This window comes from Streptomyces sp. NPDC103540 (assembly GCF_055584445.1).
The window spans coordinates 335,241-358,788 of sequence record NZ_JBVJMA010000003.1 but is presented as its reverse complement, the minus strand read 5'-3'; the positions used below and the strand labels follow the sequence as shown (position 1 = coordinate 358,788).

The window sequence follows — 23,548 nt, the reverse complement described above, 5'->3', positions numbered from 1 at the left end:
TCATTCGCTTCAATGGTGAGACGGCGGCCCGTAGGGTGTCAACCTCTGTGGGCAAGCCTGTGGACGACGGATGATCGGGGCGGGATGGATTCGAACGAGCACGAGGCCTCGGAAGGAGCCCTTCCGTCGATCGATCCGCCGCCGTCGCCGCCCGTGCCGCAGGCACCGCCGGCGCCCCGCGCGCCCGGGATCGCGGGCCTCTCGGCCCCCTACCGGGTCGTGGCGGCGTTCGCCCTGGCCGTCGTGGCCGTGGCCGCCTGCGCGCACCTGGCCCTGGTCTTCCTGCACGTGGCCCCGTCCAACACGGTCAGCAAGCGCCACGCCGACGTGATCGACGGATGGATCTACCCCGAGTTCGAACAGAACTGGAAGCTGTTCGCGCCGAACCCGCTCCAGCAGAACATCGCCGTCGAGGTCCGGGCCCAGGTCCGCGGCACCGACGGCGAACTGGTCACCGAACCGTGGCGCGACCTGTCCGCCGAGGACGGCGCGGCCATCCGCCACAGCCTCCTGCCGAGCCACACGGAGCAGAACGAGCTCCGCCGGGCCTGGGACTTCTTCACCGGCTCCCACGACGAGGAGAACCGACCGAACGGCGAGCGCGGCGAGCTGTCCGAGCAGTACCTGCGACGGATCGCCCTGAACCGGCTGACCCCCTCCTACGGGGACGGGGAGCGGATCGTACGGATCCAGCTGCGCTCGGCGACGCGGGCCGTCCCGGCGCCGGCCTGGAGCGAGGAGAAGACCGACACCCAGACCTACTTCCGGGAGCTGCCGTGGTGGAACGTCTGAGGGCGACGGAACACCTGCGCACGGCGCTCGCGCAGGTCACCGGCCGGCCCCTCGGCCCGTACCAGAGCGCCGTGGTCCGCATCGGCTTCGCCGGCACCTGGCTGTTCTTCCTGCTGCGCGAGTTCCCCAACCGCCACGAGCTGTACGGCCCCGACGGGCCGTGGAGCTGGGAGCTGGCCCGCCGGCTCGTCGAGACGAACCGTGCCTTCACGGTGCTGCTGTGGTCCGACTCCACGCTCTGGTTCGAGACCGTCTACGCGGTGTCCGTGCTGGCGAGCCTGCTGCTCCTGCTCGGCTGGCGGACGCGGGGCACCTCGGTCGTCTTCATGGTCGGGGTGCTCTCGCTCCAGAACCGCAGCGTCTTCATGGGCGACGGCGGCGACAACGTCATCCACCTGATGGCGATCTACCTGGTGCTGACGCGCTGCGCGCGGGTGTGGTCGCTGGACGCCCGCCGGATCCGGCTGCGCGGGTCCGCGGCGGCCGGGGCGGCGGGGCCGGTGCTGTGGGCGGTGCTCGGCGGTCTCCTCGTGTACGGGGTCTTCGCCGGCGGGTTCGGCGCGGGCTGGACGGCTGCCTTCGTGGCGCTGTGGGTGGGCGCCGGCCTGTGGTGGCTGGTCGAGCGGTACGACGATCCCGCGGGCGGCGGCGAGCGGCGGGCGCTCCTCGACGTGCTCGCGAACCTGCTGCACAACGCCGGAATGCTGGTGATCATGGCGGAGGTGTGCCTGATCTACGCCACCGCCGGCTGGTACAAGATCCAGGGCTCGCGGTGGCAGGACGGCACCGCCCTGTACTACCCGCTCGGCCTCGACTACTTCACCCCGTGGCCGGGGCTGTCGGAGGTGCTCGCGGGCAGCGGGACGCTGGTGATGCTGCTGACCTACGGGACGGTCGCGGTGCAGGTCGCGTTCCCGTTCGCGCTGTTCAACCGCCGGGTCAAGAACGTGCTGCTGGCCGTGATGATGCTGGAGCACCTGGGGATCGCGGTGCTGCTGGGGCTGCCGTTCTTCTCGCTGGCGATGATCGCCGCCGACGCGGTGTTCCTGCCGACCGCCGCGCTGGTCTGGGCGGGTGCGCGGGCCGGCGCGGTGGCGGGGGTCGCCGCCGGGTGGTGGGGACCGCGCGGGACCGGACCCGCGCCGGCCGCCGTCGCGGCGGAGCCGGAGGCCGGGGCGCGGGCGGGGGCCGGGGCGCGTTGAGGCCGCTCGCCCGCGGGCGCGCGGCCGGCAGGTCGTAGGGTCGGGGCCATGAGCGAGCAGTGGGGTCCCGACGAAGGTGCGCGGCAGTGGCGGGAGAGCGTCGGCGGGGACGGGGTGATCGTCCTCGACGGGTTCCACGCGCTGAAACACGCCCTGCGCTTCGGGGCCGAGGTGCTGGTGGCCGTCGCCGACGACCCGGGCGCCGTGCGGGCGCTCGCCGCCGGGCTGGCCCCCGACGTGGCCCCGGCCGTGGAACGGCTGGTGCGCCCGGGAGCGCTGAGGGAACTCCTGCCCCGCGTCCACCCCACCGGGGTCGCCGCGCTCGCCCTGCGCCCCGACCGGGCGGCGGGCCTGGCCGCACTGGCCCGGACACCCCGCACCGCGCCGATCGTGCTGCTCGACAATCCCCGCAACCTCGGCAACGTCGGGGCCGTCGTCCGCCTCGCCGCCGGCTTCGGCGCCACCGGTGTGGTGACCCGGGGGGAACTCGACCCCTGGCACCAGAACGTCGTCCGCGCCGGCGCGGGACTGCACTACGCCACCACCGTGGACCGGCTCGCGCTGGACGAGCTGCCGGCGGGCCCCGTCTACGCGCTCGACCCGGAGGGCGAGGACATCCGCGCCCTCACCCTCCCGGACGACGCCCTGCTGGCCTTCGGCTCGGAACGCCACGGGATCTCGCCCGAGCTGCGCGCCCGCGCCGACCACCTGGTGTCCCTGCCGATGCGCCCGCAGGTGTCCAGCTACAACCTGGCCACCAGCGTGGCCATGACCCTCTTCCACTGGGGCGGCCCCCGGGACGAGACGACCTAGCCCTGGCGGCGGACCTCCACCACGCGGAAGCGGTTCGAGACGAACGCGCCGTCGCACAGCGCGGCGTTCGCCGCCGGGTTGCCGCCCGAGCCGTGGAAGTCGGAGAAGGCCGCGGTCTGGTTCACGTAGACCCCGCCCGTCAGGTTCAGCGACAGCTGCGCCGACTCCTCCAGACAGACCTCCTCCAGGGCCCGCTCGGTGTCGGGGGAGGTGGTGTACGCGCCGACCGTCATGGCGCCCTTCTCCCGCACCGTCCGGCGCAGCAGCTCCAGCGCGTCCGCCGTGGAGTCGACGGCCACCGCGAAGGAGACCGGGCCGAAGCACTCCGACAGGTACGCCGCCTCCGGGTCCGGCTTGGAGGCGTCCAGCTTCACCATCACCGGGGTGCGCACGACGGCGTCCGGGAACTCCGGATTGACGACCTCGCGGGAGGCCAGCGCCACCTCGCCGAGCCCGGCGGCCGCCTCCAGGCGGGCCTTCACGTCCGGGTTGACCAGCGCGCCCAGCAGGGCGTTGGCGCGGGCGTCGTCGCCGAGCAGCCCGCCGACGGAGGCCGCGAGGTCCGCGACGACCTCGTCGTAGCCCTTGTGGCCGGCGTCCGTCTCGATGCCGTCGCGGGGGATCAGCAGGTTCTGCGGGGTCGTGCACATCTGGCCGCTGTACAGGGACAGCGAGAAGGCCAGGTTGGACAGCATCCCCTTGTAGTCGGACGTCGAGTCGATGACGACGGTGTTGACGCCCGCCTTCTCCGTGTAGACCTGCGCCTGGCGGGCGTTGGTCTCCAGCCAGTCGCCGAACTCAGTGGACCCGGTGTAGTCGATCAGCCTGATCTCGGGGCGCAGGGCGAGGGTCTTGGCGATGCCCTCGCCCGGACGCTCGACGGCCAGGGCCACCAGGTTCGGGTCGAACCCGGCCTCGGCCAGGACCTCGCGCGCCACCCGCACCGTCAGCGCGAGCGGCAGCACGGCGCGCGGGTGCGGCTTGACGAGGACCGGATTGCCGGTGGCGAGGGAGGCGAACAGGCCCGGGTAGCCGTTCCAGGTGGGGAAGGTGTTGCAGCCGATCATCAGCGCGATGCCGCGCGGGACGGCGGTGAAGGTCTTGCCCAGCTCCAACGGGTCCCGCTTGCCCTGCGGCTTCGACCAGTCCGCCCGGACCGGGACGCGGGTCTGCTCCTCGTAGGCGTACGCCACGGCCTCCAGGCCGCGGTCCTGCGCGTGGGGGCCGCCCGCCTGGAACGCCATCATGAAGGCCTGGCCGCTGGTGTGCATGACCGCGTGCGCGAACTCGTGCGTGCGCGCGCCGATCCGCGCCAGGATCTCGACGCAGACCAGGGCCCGGGTCTCGGGCCCGGCGTCCCGCCAGGCGCCCATGCCGGCCCGCATCGCGGGCAGCAGCACGTCCGGGTCGACGTGCGGGTACTCCACGCCGAGCTCCGGGCCGTACGGGGAGACCTCGCCGCCGACCCAGCCGTCGGTGCCGGGCTGCCCGAGGTCGAACCGGGTGCCGCGCACGGCCTCGAAGGCGGCCAGGCCGTCGGCCGGGGCGGTCTCGCCGTAGGCCTTGGGGTGTTCGGGATGCGGCGACCAGTAGGCGCGGCTGCGCATGGCAGCCAGCGCCTGGTCCAGGGTGGACCGGTGCTTCTCGGTCAGCCGGGGAAGGGTGAGCTCGGCGGCCATCAGGGACCAACTCCTCGTTGAGCCGGGCAAGATCAGGCTGGTTCGCAGACTGGGATCAGGCGGGGGCGGGTGAAGAAGAGCAGACTGGAGTTAGAGTAACCGAACGATCGGTCGGTACAAGAGGGCCCGGCGGACCTGTGGACAACCCGGTGCGGGAGGATCAGCACATGACAGCAATCGAGCGGTCCCGCACAGTGGCGGTCGTCGGCGCGGGCACCATGGGGCAGGGCATCGCCCAGGTCGCCCTCCTCGCGGGTCACCGCGTGCTGATCCACGACATCGACGCCCCGGCCGCCGCCGCCGCGGTGGCCGCCGTACGCGACCGCGTCGAACGGCTGGTCACCAAGGGCCGCCTGGACCGGGCCGAGGCCGATGACGCGGCCGGGCGGATCGCCGCGGCCGGCGTCCCGGCCGAGCTGGCGGACGCCGCGCTCGTGATCGAGGCCGTCGTCGAGGACACCGCCGTCAAGCGCCGGCTCTTCGAAACCCTCGAAGGGGTCGTGGCCCCGGACTGTCTCCTGGCCACCAACACCTCCTCCCTCTCCGTCACCGAACTCGCCGCCGGCCTCGCGCACCCCGGCCGCTTCCTCGGCCTGCACTTCTTCAACCCGGCCCCGCTGCTCCCCCTCGTCGAGGTGGTGAGCGGCTTCGCCACCGACCCGGCCGCCGCCGACCGCGCGTACGCCACCGTCCTCGGCTGGGGCAAGAGCCCCGTCCGCTGCGCCGACACCCCCGGCTTCATCGTCAACCGGATCGCCCGCCCCTTCTACGCCGAGGCCTTCGCGGTGTACGAGGAGCGGGGCGCCGACCCGGCGACCATCGACGCCGTGCTGCGCGAGAGCGGCGGCTTCCGGATGGGACCGTTCGAGCTGACCGACCTGATCGGCCAGGACGTCAACGAGGCCGTGACCCGCTCCGTGTGGGAGTCCTTCTTCCGCAGCCCCAAGTTCACCCCCTCCCTCGCCCAGCGCCGCCTCGTGCAGTCGGGCCGCCTGGGCCGCAAGTCCGGGCGGGGCTGGTTCCCGTACGGCGACGAGGCGACGCGCCCCGAGCCGCACACCGCGGACCCCGAACGGGCACCGGACAAGGTCACCGTCGTCGGCGACCTCGGTCCGGCGGCGGCGCTCGCGGAGCTGATGGAGGAGGCCGGGATCGCGGTCACCGCCGTCGGGCACGGCGGCCCGTACATCCAGCTCCCCGGCGAGGGCCAGCTCGTCCTCGCGGACGGCAAGACCTCGGTGGAGTTCACGGACGTCGTCTACTTCGACCTCGCGCTCGACTACCGCGAGGCGGGCCGGATCGCCCTCTCCGCGGGCGAGGACACCAGCGAGCGCACCCTGGCCGAGGCCGTGGGCCTCTTCCAGGCGCTCGGCAAGAAGGTCTCCGTCATCGGCGACGTGCCCGGCATGATCGTCGCCCGGACGGTCGCCATGCTGATCGACCTCACCGCCGACGCCGTCGCCCGCGGCGCGGCCTCGGCCGAGGACGTCGACACCGCGATGCGGCTCGGCGTCAACTACCCGCTCGGCCCGACCGAATGGCACGGGCGGGTCGGCCGCGACTGGGCGTACGACCTGCTCCACCACCTCGACGAACGCTGTCCCGGAGGCCGCTACGCGCCCTCGCTGGCCCTGTTCAAGCTGGGCTACGCCGGGGACGACGCGGCCGAAGGGGACCTCGACGACGACGTCGACGACGCGGACGAGACGGACCGGGGCGAGGGGGAGGCGCGATGACGACCGTCAGGCGCGACACCTACACCCCCGAGACCCTGCTCTCCGTTGCCGTCCAGGTCTTCAACGAGCGCGGTTACGACGGCACCTCCATGGAGCACCTGTCGAAGGCCGCCGGCATCTCCAAGTCCTCGATCTACCACCACGTCGCGGGCAAGGAGGAGCTGCTCCTGCGCGCCGTCAGCCGCGCGCTGGACGGCCTCTTCGCCGTCCTGGAGGAGCCGGACGCGGTACGCGGTCGCGCGGTCGCGCGCGTCGAGCACGTCACCCGGCGCACCGTGGAGGTCCTGGTCGCGGAGCTCCCGTACGTCACCCTGCTGCTGCGGGTGCGCGGCAACACCCGCACCGAGCGCTGGGCGCTGGAGCGCCGCCGCGAGTTCGACCACCGGGTGGCGGAGCTGCTGGGGTCGGCCGCGGCCGAGGGGGACCTGCGGGCGGACGTGGACATCCGGCTCGCCACGCGCCTGCTGTTCGGCATGGTGAACTCCCTGGTCGAGTGGTACCGCCCGCACCCGGGCACCACCCCCGACCAGCTCGCGGACGCGGTGGTCAGCATGGCCCTGGACGGTCTGCGCGCGACCCGGCCGCAGACCACGGAGTAGCGCCGCGGGTGACGGCGTGGCGCCGCGGGCCGGCGCGGCGCCCCGGGGCCCGTCGGGTCCCGTCGGGTCCGGTCAGGAGGTCTCCTCCGCGAGCGCTCCGGCGACGCGGTCGGTTCCCGGGTCCAGCAGGTCCGTTTCCTCGAACACCAGCAACGTGCGCGTGGAGAGCACCTCCGGGATGGCCTGGAGCCGGGTCAGCACCAGTTCGCGCAGGGTCCGGTTGTCCGGCGTGTGGACCAGCAGGAGGACGTCGAAGTCCCCGCTGACCAGCGCGATGTGCGCGGCGCCGGGCAGCTCGCGCAGTTTCTCCCGGACCGTCCGCCACGAGTTCTGGACGATCTTCAGGGTGATGTACGCCGAGGCTCCCTGCCCGGCCCGTTCGTGGTCGACCCGGGCGGTGAACCCGCGGATCACCCCGTCGTCGATCAGCCGGTTGATGCGGGCGTAGGCGTTCGCCCGGGACACGTGCACCTGCTCGGCCACGGAGCGTATCGACGCGCGGCCGTCCGCCTGGAGCAATCGCATGATCGAGCGGTCGATCGGATCCAGGGGCCTGGGCGCGACGGCCGGTACCGGTGGGACTCCCGGGGTTTTCCCCGGTGCGACCGGTGCGGAGCCCGCTCCGGCCATTTGTTCATCCGGCATTGCCCACTGCCTCCCTCTCCTGGACGTCCTGCACCCATCCCACGGCCCCGCCGCCACTTTGTCCACAGCCTGGAGCCGCCTGTAGCCAAATTGCGCCAACGACCGAACAATCGGTAGGTGAGGCGCCTCACACCCGAGACGTCCCTGCCCGCTTCCCACGAGGAGGTGTACGCCGCCATGACGGTCCAAGAGCTGCCCGGTGCCGGTGCGTCGCACCGTGTCACCCCGCCGCCCGCCTGGAGGCCCCGTACGGAGGCCGCCCCGCTGCTTCCGGACCCGGAGCCGTACCGGGTCCTGGGCACACCGGCGGCCGACCGCCTCGACCCCGCGCTGATGCGCCGGTACTACGCCGAGCTCGTCCGCGGCCGCAGGTACAACGCCCAGGCCACCGCGCTCACCCGGCAGGGCCGTCTCGCCGTGTACCCCTCCACCGTCGGGCAGGAGGCGGCCGAGATCGCCGCCGCGCTCGTCCTGGAGGAGCAGGACTGGCTCTTCCCGAGCTACCGCGACACCCTCGCGGCCGTGGCCCGCGGACTGGACCCCGTACAGGCGCTGACGCTGCTGCGCGGCGACTGGCACACCGGCTACGACCCGCGCGAACACCGGATAGCCCCGCTGTCCACCCCGCTCGCCACCCAGCTGCCGCACGCGGTGGGCCTGGCGCACGCGGCGCGCCTGCGCGGCGACGAGGTCGTGGCGCTCGCCATGGTCGGCGACGGCGGAACCAGCGAGGGCGACTTCCACGAGGCGCTCAACTTCGCGGCCGTCTGGCAGGCCCCGGTGGTCTTCCTCGTCCAGAACAACGGCTTCGCGATCTCCGTCCCGCTGGCCAAGCAGACGGCCGCCCCGACCCTGGCCCACAAGGCCGTCGGGTACGGCATGCCGGGCCGGCTGGTCGACGGCAACGACGTGGCCGCCATGCACGAGGTCCTCACCGAGGCCGTCCAGCGCGCCCGCTCCGGCGGCGGCCCGACCCTGATCGAGGCCGTCACCTACCGGATGGAGGCCCACACGAACGCCGACGACGCCACCCGCTACCGCTCGGACTCCGAGGTGGAGGCCTGGAAGGCGCACGACCCGGTGCTGCTCCTGGAGCGCGAGCTGACCGCGCGCGGGATCCTCGACGACGCCGGCATCCAGGAGGCGCGCGACGCCGCCGAGGCCATGGCGGCCACCCTGCGCGAGCGGATGAACGCCGACCCGGTGGTGAACCCCATGGACCTCTTCGCGCACGTCTACGCGGAGCAGACCGGGGTCCTGCGCGAGCAGGCGGAACTGCTGCGCGCCGAACTGGAAGCCGAGGGACAGGCATGAGCACGGTGGCCGAGCGGACCGATCGGGCGGTGAAGCCGGCGACAATGGCGCAGGCGCTCACCCGGGCCATGCGCGACGCGATGGCCGAGGACCCGACGGTCCACGTCATGGGCGAGGACGTCGGCACCCTGGGCGGCGTCTTCCGGATCACGGACGGCCTCGCCAAGGAGTTCGGCGAGGACCGCGTGACGGACACCCCGCTCGCCGAGGCCGGCATCCTCGGCACCGCGGTCGGCATGGCCATGTACGGGCTGCGGCCGGTCGTGGAGATGCAGTTCGACGCCTTCGCGTACCCCGCCTTCGAGCAGCTGATCTCGCACGTGGCGAAGATGCGCAACCGCACCCGCGGCGCCATGCCCCTGCCGATCACCATCCGCGTTCCCTACGGCGGCGGCATCGGCGGCGTCGAACACCACTGCGACTCCTCCGAGGCCTACTACGTGGCCACCCCCGGCCTCACCGTCGTCACCCCGGCGACCGTCGAGGACGCGTACGGGCTGCTGCGCGCCTCCATCGCCAGCGACGACCCGGTGGTCTTCCTGGAGCCCAAGCGGCTGTACTGGTCGAAGGCCGACTGGTCGCCGCAGGCCCCCGCGGCCGTCCCGGGCATCGGCAGGGCGCTCGTGCGGCGACAGGGCACCGGCGCCACCCTCATCACCTACGGCCCCTCGCTCCCGATCTGCCTGGAGGCGGCCGAGGCGGCCCGCGAGGAGGGCTGGGACCTGGAGGTCGTGGACCTGCGCTCGCTGGTCCCCTTCGACGAGGAGACCGTCGTCGCCTCCGTACGCCGCACCGGGCGCGCGGTCGTGGTCCACGAGGCCGGCGGCTTCGGCGGACCGGGCGCGGAGATCGCCGCCCGCGTGACGGAGCGCTGCTTCCACCACCTGGAGGCTCCCGTGCTGCGCGTGACGGGCTTCGACATCCCCTACCCGCCGCCGATGCTGGAGAAGCACCACCTGCCCGGAGTGGACCGGATCCTGGACGCCGTGGCCCGCCTGCAGTGGGAGAACTGATGCCGCAGGTACTGGAGTTCAAGCTGCCCGACCTCGGGGAGGGGTTGACCGAGGCGGAGATCGTGCGGTGGCTGGTGGCCGTCGGCGACGTCGTCGAGATCGACCAGCCCGTCGTCGAGGTGGAGACCGCCAAGGCGATGGTCGAGGTGCCGTGCCCGTACGGGGGCGTGGTCACCGCGCGCTTCGGCGAGGAGGGCACGGAGCTGCCCGTCGGCGCCCCGCTGATCACCGTGGCGGTCGGGTCGGCGACGGCTCCCGCCGACGGGTCCGACGCGGGCCCCGGCGAGGCGGAGGGCTCCGAGAACTCGCCCCGGCCCCTGATCGGTTACGGCTCGGACCACTCGCGCCCGGCGCGTCGGCGACGGGTGCGACCCGTCACCGCCGCGGTGTCGGCGCCGGTCGCGGCCCCGGCTCCGGTCGTCGCGGCCCCGGCCCCGGCCCCCGTCGCGGTGGCTCCGGCCGCGGCGGCTCCCGAGGTCGTCGCCGGCCCGGTGGCGGTCATCTCGCCGCTGGTGCGCAAGCTGGCCAAGGACAACGGGCTGGACCTGCGGGCCCTGCACGGCTCCGGGCCGCAGGGCCTGATCCTGCGGGCCGACGTCGAGGCGGCCCTGGCCGCGCTCCGGGCCCCCGCGCCCGCGCCGACCCCCGCCCCCGCGGCGGCGGCGGCGCAGGGCGAACGGATCCCGCTCAAGGGACTGCGGGGGGCCGTCGCGGAGAAGCTGTCGCGCAGCCGCCGGGAGATCCCCGAGGCCACCTGCTGGGTGGACGCGGACGCCACCGAGCTGATGGCGGCGCGGGCCGCGATGAACGCCGTCGACGGCCCGAAGATCTCCGTGCTCGCGCTGCTGGCCCGGATCTGCACGGCCGCGCTCGCCCGGTACCCGGAGCTCAACTCCACCGTGGACCTGGCCGCGAAGGAGATCGTCCGGCTCCCGGCCGTCCACCTGGGCTTCGCCGCGCAGACCGAGCGGGGCCTGATGGTGCCCGTCGTCCGGGACGCGCAGACCCGCAGCCCGGAGTCCCTGTCGGCGGAGTTCGCCCGGCTGACGGAGCTCGCCCGGGCGGGCAAGCTCGCCCCGTCCGACCTCACGGGCGGCACGTTCACCCTCAACAACTACGGGGTGTTCGGGGTCGACGGCTCCACGCCGATCATCAACCACCCCGAGGCGGCGATGCTCGGCGTCGGACGGATCATCCCGAAGCCGTGGGTGCACCGCGGGGAGCTGGCCGTTCGGCAGGTCGTACAGCTGTCGCTGACCTTCGACCACCGGGTGTGCGACGGCGGTACGGCGGGCGGGTTCCTGCGCTACGTCGCCGACTGCGTCGAGAACCCGGCGGTGCTGCTGCGGGGGCTGTAGCCGCCCCGGCGGTGCGCCGCCCCGACCCCACGCCGGCGGGGTCGGGGCGGCGCACCCGACGCTCAGGGGGTGAGGAGGATCTTGCCCACGTGCGCGCTCGACTCCAGGACGCGGTGCGCCTGCGCCGCGTCCGCCATCGGGTACGTGGCGTGCACGACCGGACGCACGCGCCCCGCCGTGATCAGGGGCCACACGTGTTCCCGTACGGCCGCCACGATCGCGGCCTTCTCCTCCAGCGGGCGGGCCCGCAGCGAGGTCGCGGTGATCGCCGCCCGCTTGGCGAGCAGCGCGCCCAGGTTCAGCTCGGCCTTCACCCCGCCCTGGAGGCCGATGACCGCGAGGCGGCCGTTGACCGCCAGCGCGTCCACGTTCCGGGCCAGGTACTTCGCGCCCATGATGTCCAGGATCACGTCCGCCCCGGCTCCGCCGGTGGCGGCCCGCAGCTCTTCCACGAAGTCCTGCTCGCGGTAGTCGATGAGGACGTCCGCGCCCAGTTCCGCGCAGCGGGACAGCTTGCCGGCGCCGCCCGCCGTGACCGCGACCCGCGCGCCCACCGCCTTGCCGAGCTGGATCGCCATCGTGCCGATGCCGCTCGCGCCGCCGTGGACCAGGAGGGTCTCGCCGGGGCGCAGCCCCGCGACCATGAAGACGTTCGACCAGACCGTCGCCACCACCTCGGGCAGAGCGGCGGCCGACACCAGGTCCACCCCGGCCGGGACCGGCAGCAGCTGTCCCGCCGGTACGGCGACCCGCTGCGCGTACCCGCCGCCGGCCAGCAGCGCGCACACCTCGTCGCCCACCGCCCAGCCGGACACGCCCGGTCCGACGGCGACGACGCGCCCGGAACACTCCAGGCCGGGGTGGCGCGAGGCGCCCGGCGGAGGATCGTAGAACCCCTGGCGCTGAAGGACGTCGGCGCGGTTCACGGCGCTCGCCGCGACCTCGACGAGCACCTCCCCCTGGCCCGCCACCGGATCGGGTACCTCGGCCCAGACGAGGGCCTCGGGGCCGCCGGGCTGCTCGATGGTGATCGCATGCATGGGGCGGAATCTACTCCGGTGCGCCGAAGGTGACCTGAGGGCCCGTCGGGGGCACGGCCCGGACGATGGTGATCACCCGGTCCGTCGCCTGGAGCGGGCTCGCGTGCGGGTCGTCGTAGGCGAGCAGGCGGTGTCCGCGCAGGACGCTGATGACGAGGTCCTCCGTCTCGCGCACCCCGCGCCCGACCTCCGCCTTGCTGACGGGACGCTCGATGAGGTCCAGGCCGCTGCCCTGCTGGATCAGGTCCTCCATCACGGTCCCGGCGCTCGGGCTGAGCACGGACAGGCCCAGGAGCCGTCCGGCCGCGCTCGCGCTCGTGATGACCGCGTCCGCGCCGGACTGCTTCAGCAGCGGCGCGTTCTCCTCCTCGCGGACGGCGGCCACGATCTTCGCGCCCCGGTTGAGCTGGCGGGCCGTCAGGGTCACCAGCACGGCCGTGTCGTCGCGCTGGGTGGCGATGACGACCTGGCGGGCCTTCTGGAGTTCGGCCCGCAGGAGCACGTCGGAGCGCGTGGCGTCGCCGACGACCCCGGTGAAGCCCTCCGCGTTGGCCGTGTCGATCACCTTGGCGCTGGGGTCGACGATGACGACCTGCTCCTTGGGGAGGCCGGTGGCCAGCAGCGTCTGGAGGGCCGAGCGGCCCTTCGTGCCGAAGCCCACGACGACCGTGTGCTCACGCAAGTTGTTCCTCCAGCGGTTCAGCCGCCACTCCTCCCTGGTGCGCTCGGTGAGCACCTCCAGGGTGGTGCCGACCAGGATGATCAGGAACAGCACGCGCAGGGGGGTGATCAGCAGGACGTTGACCAGCCGCGCGCTGTCGCTGTACGGGACGATGTCGCCGTAGCCCGTCGTCGACAGGGTCACGGTCGCGTAGTAGACGCAGTCGAGGAGATCGACCTGCTTGTTGGCGTTGTCGTGGTAGCCCTCGCGGTCCAGCCAGACGATCAGGACCGTGAGGCACAGCACGAACAGGGCCATCAACAGCCGTCGGGTGACCTGCCGCAGCGGTTTCTCGACCACGCGCTTGGGGAGCTTGACGCGGCGCGAGACGAGTTTCTCGTCGGCACCCCGCGCCATGGCGTCCTGGCCGTGCAGTTTCACGTGAAACATCCCCCTGAGGCCCACGGCAGGTCCAGGATCTCCAGCTCCTGCCCGGATCGTGCGCCGTGCGCCGGTACGACGGCCAGCGCGTCGGCGGCCGCGACCCCGCGCAGCATCGCCGGGCCGTTGTACCGCAGCGGTACGGCGTGTTCGTCGGTCAGCAGTACCGGCACCAGCCGGGTGTCGTGCGGGTGGCCGGGCACGTCGCCCTCGACCGGCACCGTGTAGCGCGGGCGCTGGCGGCGGCCGGCGAGGGCGCGCAGCAGCGGTTCGCCGAGGGTCAGCAGCCCGGACACGGCGGCGAGGGGGTTGCCGGGCAGCCCGACCAGGTGGCGGCCGTCGGCCGGGTCGCCGAGGCGGGCCAGCAGCATCGGGTGCCCGGGGCGGACGGTGACCCCGTCGACGAGCAGTTCGGCTCCGGCGCGCTCCAGCACGGGGTGGACGTGGTCGACGGGGCCGGAGGCGGTGCCGCCGGTGGTGACGATCACGTCGGCGGTGGAGGAGGTGACCGCCCGTAGGAGGGCTTCGGCGCCCGCCGGGTCGTCGCCGAGCCAGCGCGTGCCGATGACCTCGGCGCCGGCGCGGGCGAGCCAGGGTCCGAGCATGGGGCTGAGGGCGTCGCGGATCAGGCCGTCGTGCGGGAGGCCCTCGGTGAGCAGTTCGTCGCCGAGGACGAGGATCTCCACGCGGGGCCGGGGCCGGGTGACCAGCTCGTCGTAGCCGGCGGCGGCGGCGAGGCCGAGGACGGCGGGCGTGACGAGGGAGCCGACGGGCAGCAGCAGGTCGCCCGAGCGGCACTCCTGGCCGCGCGGGCGGATGTCCTGGCCGGTGTTCACGGTGCGCCGGGCGTGGAGCTGGCTGCCGGTCTCGCGGGCGTGCTCGCTGCGGATCACGGCGGTGGTGTCGGCGGGGACCCGGGCGCCGGTGGCGATGCGCACGGCCTCGCCGTCCGCGAGGGGCGCGGGCGGTTCGGCGCCGGCCAGGACGTCGCCGCCGGGGCGGACGGTCCAGGGGCCGGGTCCGGCGACGGCCCAGCCGTCCATGGCGGAGGTGTCGAAGGAGGGCAGGTCCCCGAGGGCGTCGAGGGGGGCGGCGAGGACCTCGCCGAGCCCGTCGGCGAGCGGCACGCGGTGGGTGCGGCCCCGGACTCCCGAACCGGCGCGCACGGCGTTCTCGCGGGCGCGCAGCCAGGGTGTGGCGCGCCGGTCGCCGCCCTCGGCGGTGTTCGGGGAGCTTCGGCTGACCAGGGCGAGGGCCTCGTCGAGGTCGCCGTCGGCGTCGGTACGGGTCATCCGGAGCCGGTCTCCTCGGGCTGGGTGGTGCCGGTGGGCGTGCCGGGCCGCGTCGTGTCGGACTCGGCGGCCCAACGCAGGGCCAGGTCGGCGGCCTTGCGGGAGGCCTCCGCGACGGCGCGGGCGGGGTCGGCGCCGGTGGCCTCGGCGCGGGCGGCCGCGTAGCCGACGAGGAAGGTCGTCAGCGGAGCGGCGGGTCGGGCGACGCCGTGGGCGGCGTCACGGGCGAGGTCGAGCAGGGTCTTGGTGTCGACGTCGAGGTCGATCCCCAGTTCGTTCTTGGCGGCGGTGATCCATTGCTCCAGCACGTCCCCATGCTCCCTGATCCGGGCGCGGGCCGCCGCCAGGTCCTCCCAGGTGTCGCAGTCGAAGGAGGCGAGCGGGGCGGCGGCGGTGACCGGGGTGAGGGCCAACTCGGCGGTGAGGGCGCGCAGGGGGAGGTTGCGCAGGTCGCCGTGTTCGGTGGCGAGCAGGGCGAGTTCGCGGCGCAGGGGCTCGGCGCGGTAGGCGGCGACGAGGGGCTGGTCGCGGCCCTCGGGGTCGCGGAGCAAGGCCCCGTCCGGGCTGCTCGTCCCGTCCGGGCCGTCCGTCGCCGCCGTCAGCAGGGCGTGGACGGTGTCCCGGTCGAGGAAGGGCAGGTCGGCGGAGAGTACGAGGACCAGTCCGGCGGAACAGCGGCGCACCCCGGCGTCCAGCGCGGCGACCGGGCCGCCGCCGGGCGGGTCCTCCAGGGCCCAGTCGACCGGGCGCGAGGTGGCCCTGCGGGTGCCGACCACGACGGTGGTGCGGGCGTCCGCGCAGGCGTCCAGGACCCGGTCGAGGAGGGCGCGGCCACCGACCGGGAGGGCGGGCTTGTCGGCCCCGCCGAGGCGGCGGGCGGCCCCGCCGGCCAGGACGATCGCGTCGTAGCTCATGCCCCGAGTATGCGGGGCCGAAGGCGCCGTCGGGGGGCGCCGCTTACCGGATCCTTACCGGCCGCGCGGGCGTCCGCCGACCGACACCGGACCGACACCGGATCGATGCCGGAACCGGAGCCGGACTTCTACCGGACCGACGCCGACCGGAGCCGGATCGCAGCCGGATCGGCTGCGCGGGGCGTCGGCGGGGCGGGGCGTCGGCGGGGCGGAGCCGGCAGGGGCCGGGCCGCCGGGTCGGGCGGGAACGCGCGCGCCCCGCCGGAGCGGGGCGCGAGCGGAGGTGGATCGGGGCTCCGGGGACCCTCGGGCCCCGCGGCCCGCGCACGGACCCCGACGGGCCGGGGCCGTCTCGCCGGGCCGCCCTTCCGGACCGCCCGACCGGCCCCACCGGGCGCCGCCCGGCCCCGTCTTCGCGGTGGCGCGGAGCCACGGGCCACCGACCCCGGCGGCGATCCCGCACCCCGGTGGGATCCCCGGTGGGATCCCCGGAGGGACTCCTAGAGGTACGGGCCGGAGCGGACCGCCCCGTGCGGGCCGTCCTCGTCGTCCTCGTGCGAGCCGCCGGGCGGCAGCGCGCGGCGCATCTGTTCCAACTGGGCCCGCGCCGCCATCTGCTGCGCGAACAGGGCCGTCTGGATGCCGTGGAACAGGCCCTCCAGCCATCCCACCAACTGGGCCTGCGCGATGCGCAGTTCCGCCTCGGAGGGGATGGCCTCCTCGGTGAACGGCAGGGAGAGGCGCTCCAGTTCCTCCACCAGCTCCGGCGCCAGGCCGTCTTCCAGTTCCTTCACCGACGCCGCGTGGATGTCCTTCAGACGGACCCGGCTGGCCTCGTCCAGAGGAGCGGCGCGCACCTCTTCCAGAAGTTGCTTGATCATGCTGCCGATCCGCATGACCTTGGCGGGCTGTTCGACCATGTCCGTCACCGGAACCTCGCGCGACTCGTCATCGGCGCCGCCGACCGCCGTCCCGTCCTGTCCCACGATCAGGACGTGCGGGGGACTGTCCTGCGACCGTTCACTCCTCGGCATCTCCATGCCGACATTCTCTCGCACACCTTCGTCCTCACACGGTGTGCCCCCGTTCGGGCGTGATCCACCCTGTACGGGGGCGCCGACATCGGCGGTTCGCGCGCGGCGGCCCGCGGACCCTCAGCGGCCCCGGCGCAGCCGCACGCCCATGTAGCCGAGCCCGAGGCCCATCAGGGTCAGTCCGGTGCCCAGCGGCAGCATGTGCGCGGCGAGGTCGGCGGCGCGTTCGTTGGGCGCGGTGCCGAGCGCGGTGACGTTCTCCGGCGGGCCCGAGGGCGGGCCCGAGGGCCGGCCCGACGCCGTGCCCGACGCCGTGTCCGACGCACCGCTCGGCGCGACGCCCGGCGCCGTGGCCGTCGCCGCGGGCGCGGACGGCTCCGGCCGGGTGCGCGGCGGCGTGTGCGGGTAGGGGCGCAGCGGGCGGGAGGCGGTGACCATCTCGGGGTCGGCGGGTTCGCCGGCGGCCCGTCCGGGGCGCTCCCGGCCGACGCCCGCCGCGCTGCCGGCGAGCTCCTCGTAGGCCTCTTCGGGTACGTCGGCCACCGCGACGGCGCCCGCGGGCGCGGCGGGGCCGGGGGCGCGGGCGGGGCTCGCGCTCGCGGGCGCGGAGAGCAGCAGCGCGGCCAGCGCCAGCGCGGGCCAGGCGGCCCGGCAGGACGCGCGGAGGCATGCGGTCACGGGGAGCCCTCCCGTTCCCGGCGCCCGCTGCGTAGGTGCCGAGGTTCCGGGGTACCGCGCTGTCGAGGTACCGAGGTGTCGGGGAGCCGCCCCACCGGGGCGTGGCGGTGCCGCGACGAGCTCAGGTTCACATAACGGGGCAAACGCGGCATCTCGGGCCGCGCGAAGGAGGGTACGCACCACCCGCCCGGGTGCGGGGCGGCGGGTCAGCGCACCCGGCCGTCGACCGGCGCGGGGTCGGGGTCGGGGGCGTCGGTGGCCCAGGCCAGCAGCATCCGCAGGGCGTCGTGCGAGGGGCTGCCCGGCTCGGCGGCGTACGTGATCAGGGACTGTTCGGGGTCGTCCGTGGCGCGCAGGGTCTCGTAGGCCAGTTCCACGTCGCCCACCACCGGATGGCGAAACCGCTTGGTGCCCGAGGCCTTGTCCTGCACGGGGTGCTCGGCCCACCAGCGCCGGAAGTCCGCACTCCGCATCGACAGTTCCCCGATCAGGCTCGCCAACCGGGGGTCGTCGGGGTGCCGGCCCGCGTCCAGGTGCAGGTAGGCGACGTTCTCCCGGGCGCAGGAGTCCCAGTCCGCGTACAGCTCCCGGGAGGCCCCGTCGAGGAAGGTGATCCGGGCGACGTTGCGCTCCGCCGGTTCCAGGGCCCCGTAGTCGCCGAAGAGGGCGACCGCCGCCGCGTTCCAGGCCAGGACGTCCATGCGACGGCCCATCACCAACGCCGGCATGTCCACCAGATCGTCCAACAGCCGCCGGAACATGGGGCGCACGCGCTGCGGCGGATCGGGGCGCCGCGGGGCCTGCCGGCCGGAGGGTCGCGGCCGGGCGAGACGGTGCAGGTGCCGCGTGGCGTCCCCGTCCAGCCGCAGGGCGCGGGCGAGGGCGTCGAGCACCGCGTCCGAGGGGTTGGACACGCGGCCCTGCTCCATCCGCGTGTAGTAGTCGACGCTCACCCCGGCCAGCTGGGCGATCTCCTCGCGGCGCAGGCCCGCGACCCGGCGCCGGCCCCCGAAGTCCGGCAGGGCGACGTCCCGGAGGTTCAGCAGGGCGCGGCGGGAGCGGAGGAACTCGCCCATGGCGATCGCTGTGCTCATACGAGGATTGTGGCCGGCCGCGGCGGTTCGATCCTGGCCCTGCCGGGGCCAGGCGACCGCGCCCGTCGGGCCGCCCCCCCCGCAGCCCCCCGCGGCCGGGGCCCCGCACACGGGCGCGCCGCCGCGCACCGGGATTCCCCCGGTCCGCGACGGCGCGCCGGCCGTACGACCGTTACTGCGGGTCGCCCGTGGAGACGATCAGGGTGAACTCGGTGTCCGCCTTGGCCACGTCCGTCCCCGAGGCCGGCAGCTGCTCCAGGACGGTGTCCTCGCCGTAGACCGCCTCGTCACGCTTCTGGATCTCGAAGCGCCAGCCCGCGGCCTGGATGCACTCCTTGACCGAGCGCAGGTTCTTGTACCGGAAGTCCGGCGCCACGACCTTGTTCGCGTCCTTGTAGGACTTGGAGGCGTTCTTGCACTTCTCCGGGTCGATCGTGCGCGTCGGGTCCGGACCCTTGTGGCCCGGCACCGCCGACCCGGACGCGGACGCCGAGGTGGACGGCGAGGCCGTGTCGTCCTTGTCGCCCTTGTCCCCGCCCATGTTGACGACCGCGATCAGACCGCCGACGGCCAGCAGCGCCACCACGATCGCCCCGACGACGACCGGCGTGTTCCGCTTCCCGCCGGACGCCCCGCCGCCCGACGGGGCGGAGGGCGAGATGTTGAACGTCGGCGGGGTCTGCGCCGCGTACGGCTGCTGCGGCAGCGGCGCCGTGCCGTGCCCGGCCGGCTGCGGGTAGGCGTAACCGCCCTGCTGCGGCGGGGGCGTCGGCGCGTACGGGGACGGCGGCGGCGTCTGCGGGGCCTGGTACGGCTGCTGGAGCGACTGCGGGACGCTCTGGTAGCCGGAGTCCACCGGCGGGAACACGGCCGAGCCGACGCCCGCCCCGCTGCCGCCCGTCGCGGCGCCGGGCACGATCACCGGGGCGCCCGTCCCACCGGCCGACATGATCCGCAGGACCTCGTCGCGCATGGCCGCGGCCGTGGGGAAGCGCTCGTTCGGGTTCTTCTTCAGGGCCCGCGCCACGAGGGCGTCCATCGCCGGGGTGACGGAACGGTTGACGCTCGACGGGGCGACCGGCTCCTCCTGGACGTGCGCGTACGCGATCGCCAGCGGGGAGTCCGCGTCGAAGGGGATCCGGCCCGTCAGCAGCTGGAACAGCATGATGCCGACCGAATACAGGTCGGAACGGGCGTCCACGCCGCGCCCGAGCGCCTGCTCCGGCGACAGGTACTGCGGGGTGCCGACGACCATGCCGGTCTGCGTCATCGAGGTGACCCCGGACTGCATCGCGCGCGCGATGCCGAAGTCCATCACCTTGACCACGTCGCGCTTGGTCATCATCACGTTGCCGGGCTTGATGTCACGGTGGACCAGGCCCATCTCGTGACTGGTCTCCAGCGCGGCCAGCACGTCGGCCGTCACCTTCAGCGCCTTCTCGGCCGGCATCGCGCCGTACTGGCGGACGTCCGCCTCCAGGACGGAGCCCAGCGGCCGGCCCTCGACGTACTCCATGACGATGTACGGCATGACCGTGTTGTCCCCGGCGGCGCCGCCGAAGGACACCTCGCCCTCGCCGGTGTCGAAGACCGAGACGATATTGGTGTGCGACAGTTTGGCAACAGCCTGCGCCTCGCGCCGGAAGCGCTCGCGGAAGGACGCCTCGCGCCCGAGCTCGCTGTGCAGTGTCTTGATGGCGACCTGTCGGTCGAGGGCGGAGTCGTACGCGAGGTAGACGGAGGCCATGCCCCCCTCGCCCAGCAAATCCCTTAGCTGGTAACGGCCACCGGCCAGGGAGCCGCCTGCGTACCGGCCCTGCGTGCCGTCCTGGCTCATGACTGTTGCTTCCCCTCGGGCTGTGTCCCTACGCGTCCGGCTGAGCGCATGTGGCGCCCAGTCTGCCGGAGGGCAAGCACACGTCAAGCCAGGTCCCCGTTCCGTGACCGTGCTGCTACGGGGTGCCTTTGTCCGAACGGTGACCGGTGTGGAGGCTGTAGCGTTCATCGGAGCACCCGATGAGGACCCACCGCTAGAGCGGACGAGAGAGACGACGGCGAGGACTGATGGCACCCGAACCCGAGGGAAACGGCGCCGGGATGGCCGAAGGTCCGGAGCACTGGGGCGCGGGCGGCCTCGTGGGCGACGGCCGGTACCGCCTGACGCACCGGCTGGGCCGCGGCGGCATGGCGGAGGTCTTCGCCGCCGAGGACGTGCGACTGGGCCGCACCGTCGCCGTGAAGCTGCTGCGCGCCGACCTCGCCGAGGACCCGGTGTCCAAGGCCCGCTTCACCCGTGAGGCACAGTCGGTCGCGGGGCTGAACCACCACGCGGTCGTCGCCGTGTACGACTCGGGCGAGGACCGGGTCGGCCCGAACGTCGTCCCGTACATCGTGATGGAGCTGGTCGAGGGCCGCACCATCCGCGATCTGCTGATCAGCGCCGAGGCCCCGGGGCCCGAGCAGGCGCTCATCATCGTGTCGGGCGTCCTCGAAGCGCTCGCCTACTCCCACCAGCACGGCATCGTGCACCGCGACATCAAGCCCGCGAACGTCATCATCACCCACGCCGGCGCGGTCAAGGTGATGGACTTCGGCATCGCCCGCGCCCTGCACGGCGCGCAGTCGACGATGACGCAGACCGGCATGGTCATGGGCACCCCGCAGTACCTGTCGCCAGAACAGGCCCTCGGCAAGGCCGTGGACCACCGAAGCGACCTGTACGCGACCGGCTGCCTCCTCTACGAACTCCTCGCGCTGCGGCCCCCCTTCACCGGGGAGACCCCGCTGTCGGTGGTCTACCAGCACGTCCAGGACATCCCGGTGCCGCCCTCGCGGCTCCCCGAGGGCGCCGACATCCCGGCGGAACTCGACGGTCTCGTCATGCGGTCCCTCGCCAAGGACCCCGACGACCGCTTCCAGAGCGCCGAGGAGATGCGCGGGCTCGTCCAGTACGCGCTCCAGATGCTCCAGGACCAGGGGCCGAACACCGGCACCTGGAACACCGGTCCGGTCACCATGGCGCTGCCGCACGGCCAGCCCGGCGCCGCCCCGACCGCGGCGATGCCCGCCGCGAACGGGGGCCAGTACCCCGCGCACGCGACGACCTCGCAGTTCCAGCAGCCGATGGTGCCCCCGCTGAACCCGGACGACGGATCCGCCTTCCCGGGCGGCGGCGGACGCGGTCACGGCGGCAACGGCGGCGGCAACGGCGGTCACGGCGGCTACGGCGGCTACGACGACCGCCCGAGCGGCGGCGGACGCTGGAAGGTGCTGCTCTTCGCACTGCTCGCGGTCCTCGCGATCGCCGGCGGTGTGGCGTACGCGGTGAAGACCGTGGGCGGCGGCAGCGGCGGTGGCGACGGCGGGAAGCCCTCCAGCAGCCAGAGCACCCCGAGCGGCGGCCAGAGCAGCCCGGACTCCACCGAGGAGACCCCCTCCTCGCAGCCGAGCACCCCCTCGGGCGGCACGCGCGAGGAGACGTACGTCCCGACGCCGAGCCGCAGCAAGTACACGCCGTCGACCAACCCGACTCCTTCGACGCCGAGCACCTCGCCGGACCCGAAGACCTCGCCGGCGACGCAGCCCCCGACCAAGGAGCCTCCGACGAAGGAGCCTCCGACACCGCCGACGAAGGAGCCGAGCGTGCCCACCGGCGGCCAGACGCCGCCCTAGTCGGTCGTCACACGAAAGAGGGGCCCGACGGAATCAATTCCGCCGGGCCCTTCCTTTTGTCGACACTTCGTTGAAAACCGCTGATCAGAGCGCGTGGTGGTACTGCCTGTCGTGTTGGTTCAGATTTCCGGCGAGCGTGTGCACGGTGACGAGCTGGGGTTCGATTCGCATGTACACCGGGTCGAAGACGGAGCCGTCGACGAAATGCGGTCCGGGACCGAAAAGCTCCAGCTCGGCGGTGGTCGGTTCGACGATCCGCGCGGTTCCGGTGAACTGGACGGACCACAGCGTCGGGTCCTGGGAATTGAAGTTGTCCGCCCCGTAGGCGACGACGCTCCCGTTGCAGGCCTGGTGGTAGCCGAACCCGGAGTGCATTCTCAGCACGACCCTGCCGTCCACCACGATGTGGCGGGCGAGGGCGAGGAAGGGCAGCGCGCGCATGCTGGTGGCGACTCGGCCGTAGGGCACCTGGCGCAGCAGTTCGATGGCGTGGAGTTCCTCAGGGGACATGGGACCACTGTCCACCGGCGCCCGGCGCCCGGGGAAGGGGATCCCGCCCCCATGATCAGGGACGTTGGTCCCGAATTGAACCGTGTGTCGTGTGGAACCGCGCGACCACGGTGGGCGACGGAGCGCGGCCCGAGGATCACCGGAGCGCGGCCGGAGAGGAGCCGGATCGCGGCCGGATCGCGGCCGGAGTCGGCTCGCGCGGGCCTGGAGCGGGGCCGGAGCCGGGTCGAGCGGGCCCGGAGTCGGCTCGCGGGCGCCCGGAGCGGCGCCGGAGCCACCCGGGCGGGCGGCCGGCGCCGTGCTCCGGCGCGGCTAGCGCTTCTCGGCCTGGAGGCGCGCCACGTAGGCCGCGGCCTGGGAGCGGCGCTCCATGCCCAGCTTCGACAGCAGGCTGGAGACGTAGTTCTTGATGGTCTTCTCGGCGAGGTGCAGGCGCTCCCCGATGACCCGGTTCGTCAGGCCCTCGCCGATCAGGTCGAGGATCTTGCGCTCCTGGTCGGTGAGGTTCGCGAGGCGGTCGTCGCCCTTGCCGTTCTTGCCGTCACGCAGGCGCTCCAGCACCCGCGCGGTGGCCACCGGGTCCAGCAGCGACTTGCCGGCCGCGACGTCCCGCACGGCGCTGAGCAGCTCGTTCCCGCGGATCGCCTTGAGGACGTACCCCGAGGCACCCGCCATGATCGCGTCGAAGAGCGCCTCGTCGTCGGCGAACGAGGTGAGCATCAGGCACTTGATGTCCTCGTTCTGGGAACGGACCTCGCGGCACACCTCGACCCCGCTGCCGTCCGGCAGGCGCACGTCGAGGACGGCCACGTCCGGGCGGGTGGCCGGGATGCGCACGAGCGCGTCCGCCGCCGTACCGGCCTCGCCGACGATCTCGATGTCGTCCTCGACCGACAGGAGCTCATGGACACCCCGACGTACCACTTCGTGGTCGTCCAGGAGGAATACCGTGATTTTTCCGGTTTCACGCATGGAGTCAGTTTCACATACTCACCCCTTCCCTGGCGGAGTTACCCGGGATAACGTGCCGTTGTTCCGGCCCCCTGCAAGGCTGTGACCAG

Annotated in this window: 21 protein-coding genes; 9 read left to right on the top strand and 12 right to left on the bottom strand. The window is 73.7% G+C overall.

All coding sequences use genetic code 11. The annotated features are described in order from the left end of the window. The first annotated feature begins 84 nt into the window (after positions 1 to 84). The 3 genes from ACZ6ZI_RS09655 to ACZ6ZI_RS09645 are packed head-to-tail and all read left to right on the top strand — an operon-like array spanning position 85 to position 2,807. Positions 85 to 792, top strand: a complete 708-nt coding sequence (locus ACZ6ZI_RS09655) for a DUF5819 family protein (RefSeq protein WP_469518276.1) — start codon at positions 85 to 87, stop codon at positions 790 to 792. Then, on the top strand, positions 777 to 1,994 hold the full coding sequence (locus ACZ6ZI_RS09650) for an HTTM domain-containing protein (RefSeq protein ID WP_469518273.1): 1,218 nt from the start codon (positions 777 to 779) through the stop codon (positions 1,992 to 1,994). Before ACZ6ZI_RS09655 ends, ACZ6ZI_RS09650 begins: the two co-directional genes overlap by 16 nt. Positions 1,995 to 2,042: 48 nt before the next feature. Then, positions 2,043 to 2,807, top strand: coding sequence for a TrmH family RNA methyltransferase (locus tag ACZ6ZI_RS09645; RefSeq protein ID WP_469518271.1), 765 nt, complete (start codon positions 2,043 to 2,045; stop codon positions 2,805 to 2,807). On the opposite strand, the gene paaN is transcribed toward ACZ6ZI_RS09645, so the two are convergent. Next, positions 2,804 to 4,486, bottom strand: coding sequence for a phenylacetic acid degradation protein PaaN (gene paaN, locus ACZ6ZI_RS09640; protein WP_469518269.1), 1,683 nt, complete (start codon positions 4,484 to 4,486; stop codon positions 2,804 to 2,806). The genes ACZ6ZI_RS09645 and paaN overlap by 4 nt on opposite strands. Before the next feature lie 167 nt (positions 4,487 to 4,653). Here paaN and ACZ6ZI_RS09635 point away from each other — a divergent pair, with 167 nt between their 5' ends. Beyond that, positions 4,654 to 6,222: a 3-hydroxyacyl-CoA dehydrogenase gene (locus ACZ6ZI_RS09635; protein WP_469518265.1), complete on the top strand. Its 1,569-nt coding sequence runs from the start codon at positions 4,654 to 4,656 to the stop codon at positions 6,220 to 6,222. Further along, the gene (locus ACZ6ZI_RS09630) at positions 6,219 to 6,821 is read left to right on the top strand and encodes a TetR/AcrR family transcriptional regulator (RefSeq protein ID WP_469518263.1); all 603 of its coding nucleotides are present in this window, start codon (positions 6,219 to 6,221) and stop codon (positions 6,819 to 6,821) included. The genes ACZ6ZI_RS09635 and ACZ6ZI_RS09630 overlap by 4 nt, the downstream gene beginning before the upstream one ends. Before the next feature lie 72 nt (positions 6,822 to 6,893). On the opposite strand, the gene ACZ6ZI_RS09625 is transcribed toward ACZ6ZI_RS09630, so the two are convergent. Beyond that, complete coding sequence (locus ACZ6ZI_RS09625; RefSeq protein ID WP_469518261.1) at positions 6,894 to 7,466, bottom strand: Lrp/AsnC family transcriptional regulator; 573 nt, start codon at positions 7,464 to 7,466, stop codon at positions 6,894 to 6,896. 177 nt (positions 7,467 to 7,643) lie between these two features. Here ACZ6ZI_RS09625 and pdhA point away from each other — a divergent pair, with 177 nt between their 5' ends. The 3 genes from pdhA to ACZ6ZI_RS09610 are packed head-to-tail and all read left to right on the top strand — an operon-like array spanning position 7,644 to position 11,151. After that, complete coding sequence (gene pdhA / locus ACZ6ZI_RS09620; RefSeq protein ID WP_363053740.1) at positions 7,644 to 8,780, top strand: pyruvate dehydrogenase (acetyl-transferring) E1 component subunit alpha; 1,137 nt, start codon at positions 7,644 to 7,646, stop codon at positions 8,778 to 8,780. After that, positions 8,777 to 9,793 (top strand): alpha-ketoacid dehydrogenase subunit beta, encoded by a 1,017-nt coding sequence (locus ACZ6ZI_RS09615; protein ID WP_363053596.1) that lies wholly within the window; start codon positions 8,777 to 8,779, stop codon positions 9,791 to 9,793. Before pdhA ends, ACZ6ZI_RS09615 begins: the two co-directional genes overlap by 4 nt. Further along, the gene (locus ACZ6ZI_RS09610) at positions 9,793 to 11,151 is read left to right on the top strand and encodes a dihydrolipoamide acetyltransferase family protein (RefSeq protein ID WP_469518259.1); all 1,359 of its coding nucleotides are present in this window, start codon (positions 9,793 to 9,795) and stop codon (positions 11,149 to 11,151) included. The genes ACZ6ZI_RS09615 and ACZ6ZI_RS09610 overlap by 1 nt, the downstream gene beginning before the upstream one ends. Positions 11,152 to 11,213: 62 nt before the next feature. Here ACZ6ZI_RS09610 and ACZ6ZI_RS09605 read toward each other — a convergent pair whose 3' ends face one another. The 8 genes from ACZ6ZI_RS09605 to ACZ6ZI_RS09570 all read right to left on the bottom strand — a co-directional run bounded on the left by ACZ6ZI_RS09605 (position 11,214) and on the right by ACZ6ZI_RS09570 (position 20,142). Further along, a complete protein-coding gene (locus ACZ6ZI_RS09605) occupies positions 11,214 to 12,191 on the bottom strand; it encodes an NAD(P)H-quinone oxidoreductase (protein ID WP_469518257.1) in 978 nt (325 codons plus the stop codon). 10 nt (positions 12,192 to 12,201) lie between these two features. Beyond that, positions 12,202 to 13,302, bottom strand: a complete 1,101-nt coding sequence (locus tag ACZ6ZI_RS09600; protein WP_363053599.1) for a potassium channel family protein — start codon at positions 13,300 to 13,302, stop codon at positions 12,202 to 12,204. Continuing rightward, a complete protein-coding gene (locus ACZ6ZI_RS09595; RefSeq protein ID WP_469518254.1) occupies positions 13,290 to 14,585 on the bottom strand; it encodes a molybdopterin molybdotransferase MoeA in 1,296 nt (431 codons plus the stop codon). The genes ACZ6ZI_RS09600 and ACZ6ZI_RS09595 overlap by 13 nt, the downstream gene beginning before the upstream one ends. After that, positions 14,582 to 15,499 carry an NTP transferase domain-containing protein gene (locus ACZ6ZI_RS09590; RefSeq protein ID WP_469518252.1) on the bottom strand — a complete coding sequence of 306 codons (918 nt, stop codon included), beginning with the start codon at positions 15,497 to 15,499 and terminating at the stop codon, positions 14,582 to 14,584. The genes ACZ6ZI_RS09595 and ACZ6ZI_RS09590 overlap by 4 nt, the downstream gene beginning before the upstream one ends. Before the next feature lie 500 nt (positions 15,500 to 15,999). Further along, positions 16,000 to 16,539 carry a bacterial proteasome activator family protein gene (locus ACZ6ZI_RS09585; protein WP_363053602.1) on the bottom strand — a complete coding sequence of 180 codons (540 nt, stop codon included), beginning with the start codon at positions 16,537 to 16,539 and terminating at the stop codon, positions 16,000 to 16,002. A gap of 114 nt (positions 16,540 to 16,653) precedes the next feature. Beyond that, the gene (locus ACZ6ZI_RS09580; protein ID WP_469518250.1) at positions 16,654 to 17,211 is read right to left on the bottom strand and encodes a hypothetical protein; all 558 of its coding nucleotides are present in this window, start codon (positions 17,209 to 17,211) and stop codon (positions 16,654 to 16,656) included. Between the two features lie 206 nt (positions 17,212 to 17,417). Continuing rightward, positions 17,418 to 18,305, bottom strand: coding sequence for a helix-turn-helix transcriptional regulator (locus ACZ6ZI_RS09575; protein WP_469518248.1), 888 nt, complete (start codon positions 18,303 to 18,305; stop codon positions 17,418 to 17,420). Between the two features lie 172 nt (positions 18,306 to 18,477). Continuing rightward, positions 18,478 to 20,142, bottom strand: a complete 1,665-nt coding sequence (locus ACZ6ZI_RS09570; RefSeq protein WP_469518246.1) for a protein kinase domain-containing protein — start codon at positions 20,140 to 20,142, stop codon at positions 18,478 to 18,480. Between the two features lie 227 nt (positions 20,143 to 20,369). Here ACZ6ZI_RS09570 and ACZ6ZI_RS09565 point away from each other — a divergent pair, with 227 nt between their 5' ends. After that, positions 20,370 to 21,977 (top strand): protein kinase domain-containing protein, encoded by a 1,608-nt coding sequence (locus ACZ6ZI_RS09565; RefSeq protein ID WP_363053606.1) that lies wholly within the window; start codon positions 20,370 to 20,372, stop codon positions 21,975 to 21,977. An 84-nt stretch (positions 21,978 to 22,061) separates the two neighbouring features. Here ACZ6ZI_RS09565 and ACZ6ZI_RS09560 read toward each other — a convergent pair whose 3' ends face one another. Further along, entirely contained in the window at positions 22,062 to 22,487 is a 426-nt protein-coding gene (locus ACZ6ZI_RS09560) for a pyridoxamine 5'-phosphate oxidase family protein (RefSeq protein ID WP_363053607.1), read from the bottom strand. Positions 22,488 to 22,799: 312 nt separating this feature from the next. Beyond that, the gene (locus tag ACZ6ZI_RS09555; RefSeq protein ID WP_363053608.1) at positions 22,800 to 23,459 is read right to left on the bottom strand and encodes a response regulator transcription factor; all 660 of its coding nucleotides are present in this window, start codon (positions 23,457 to 23,459) and stop codon (positions 22,800 to 22,802) included. Between the last annotated feature and the right edge of the window lie 89 nt (positions 23,460 to 23,548).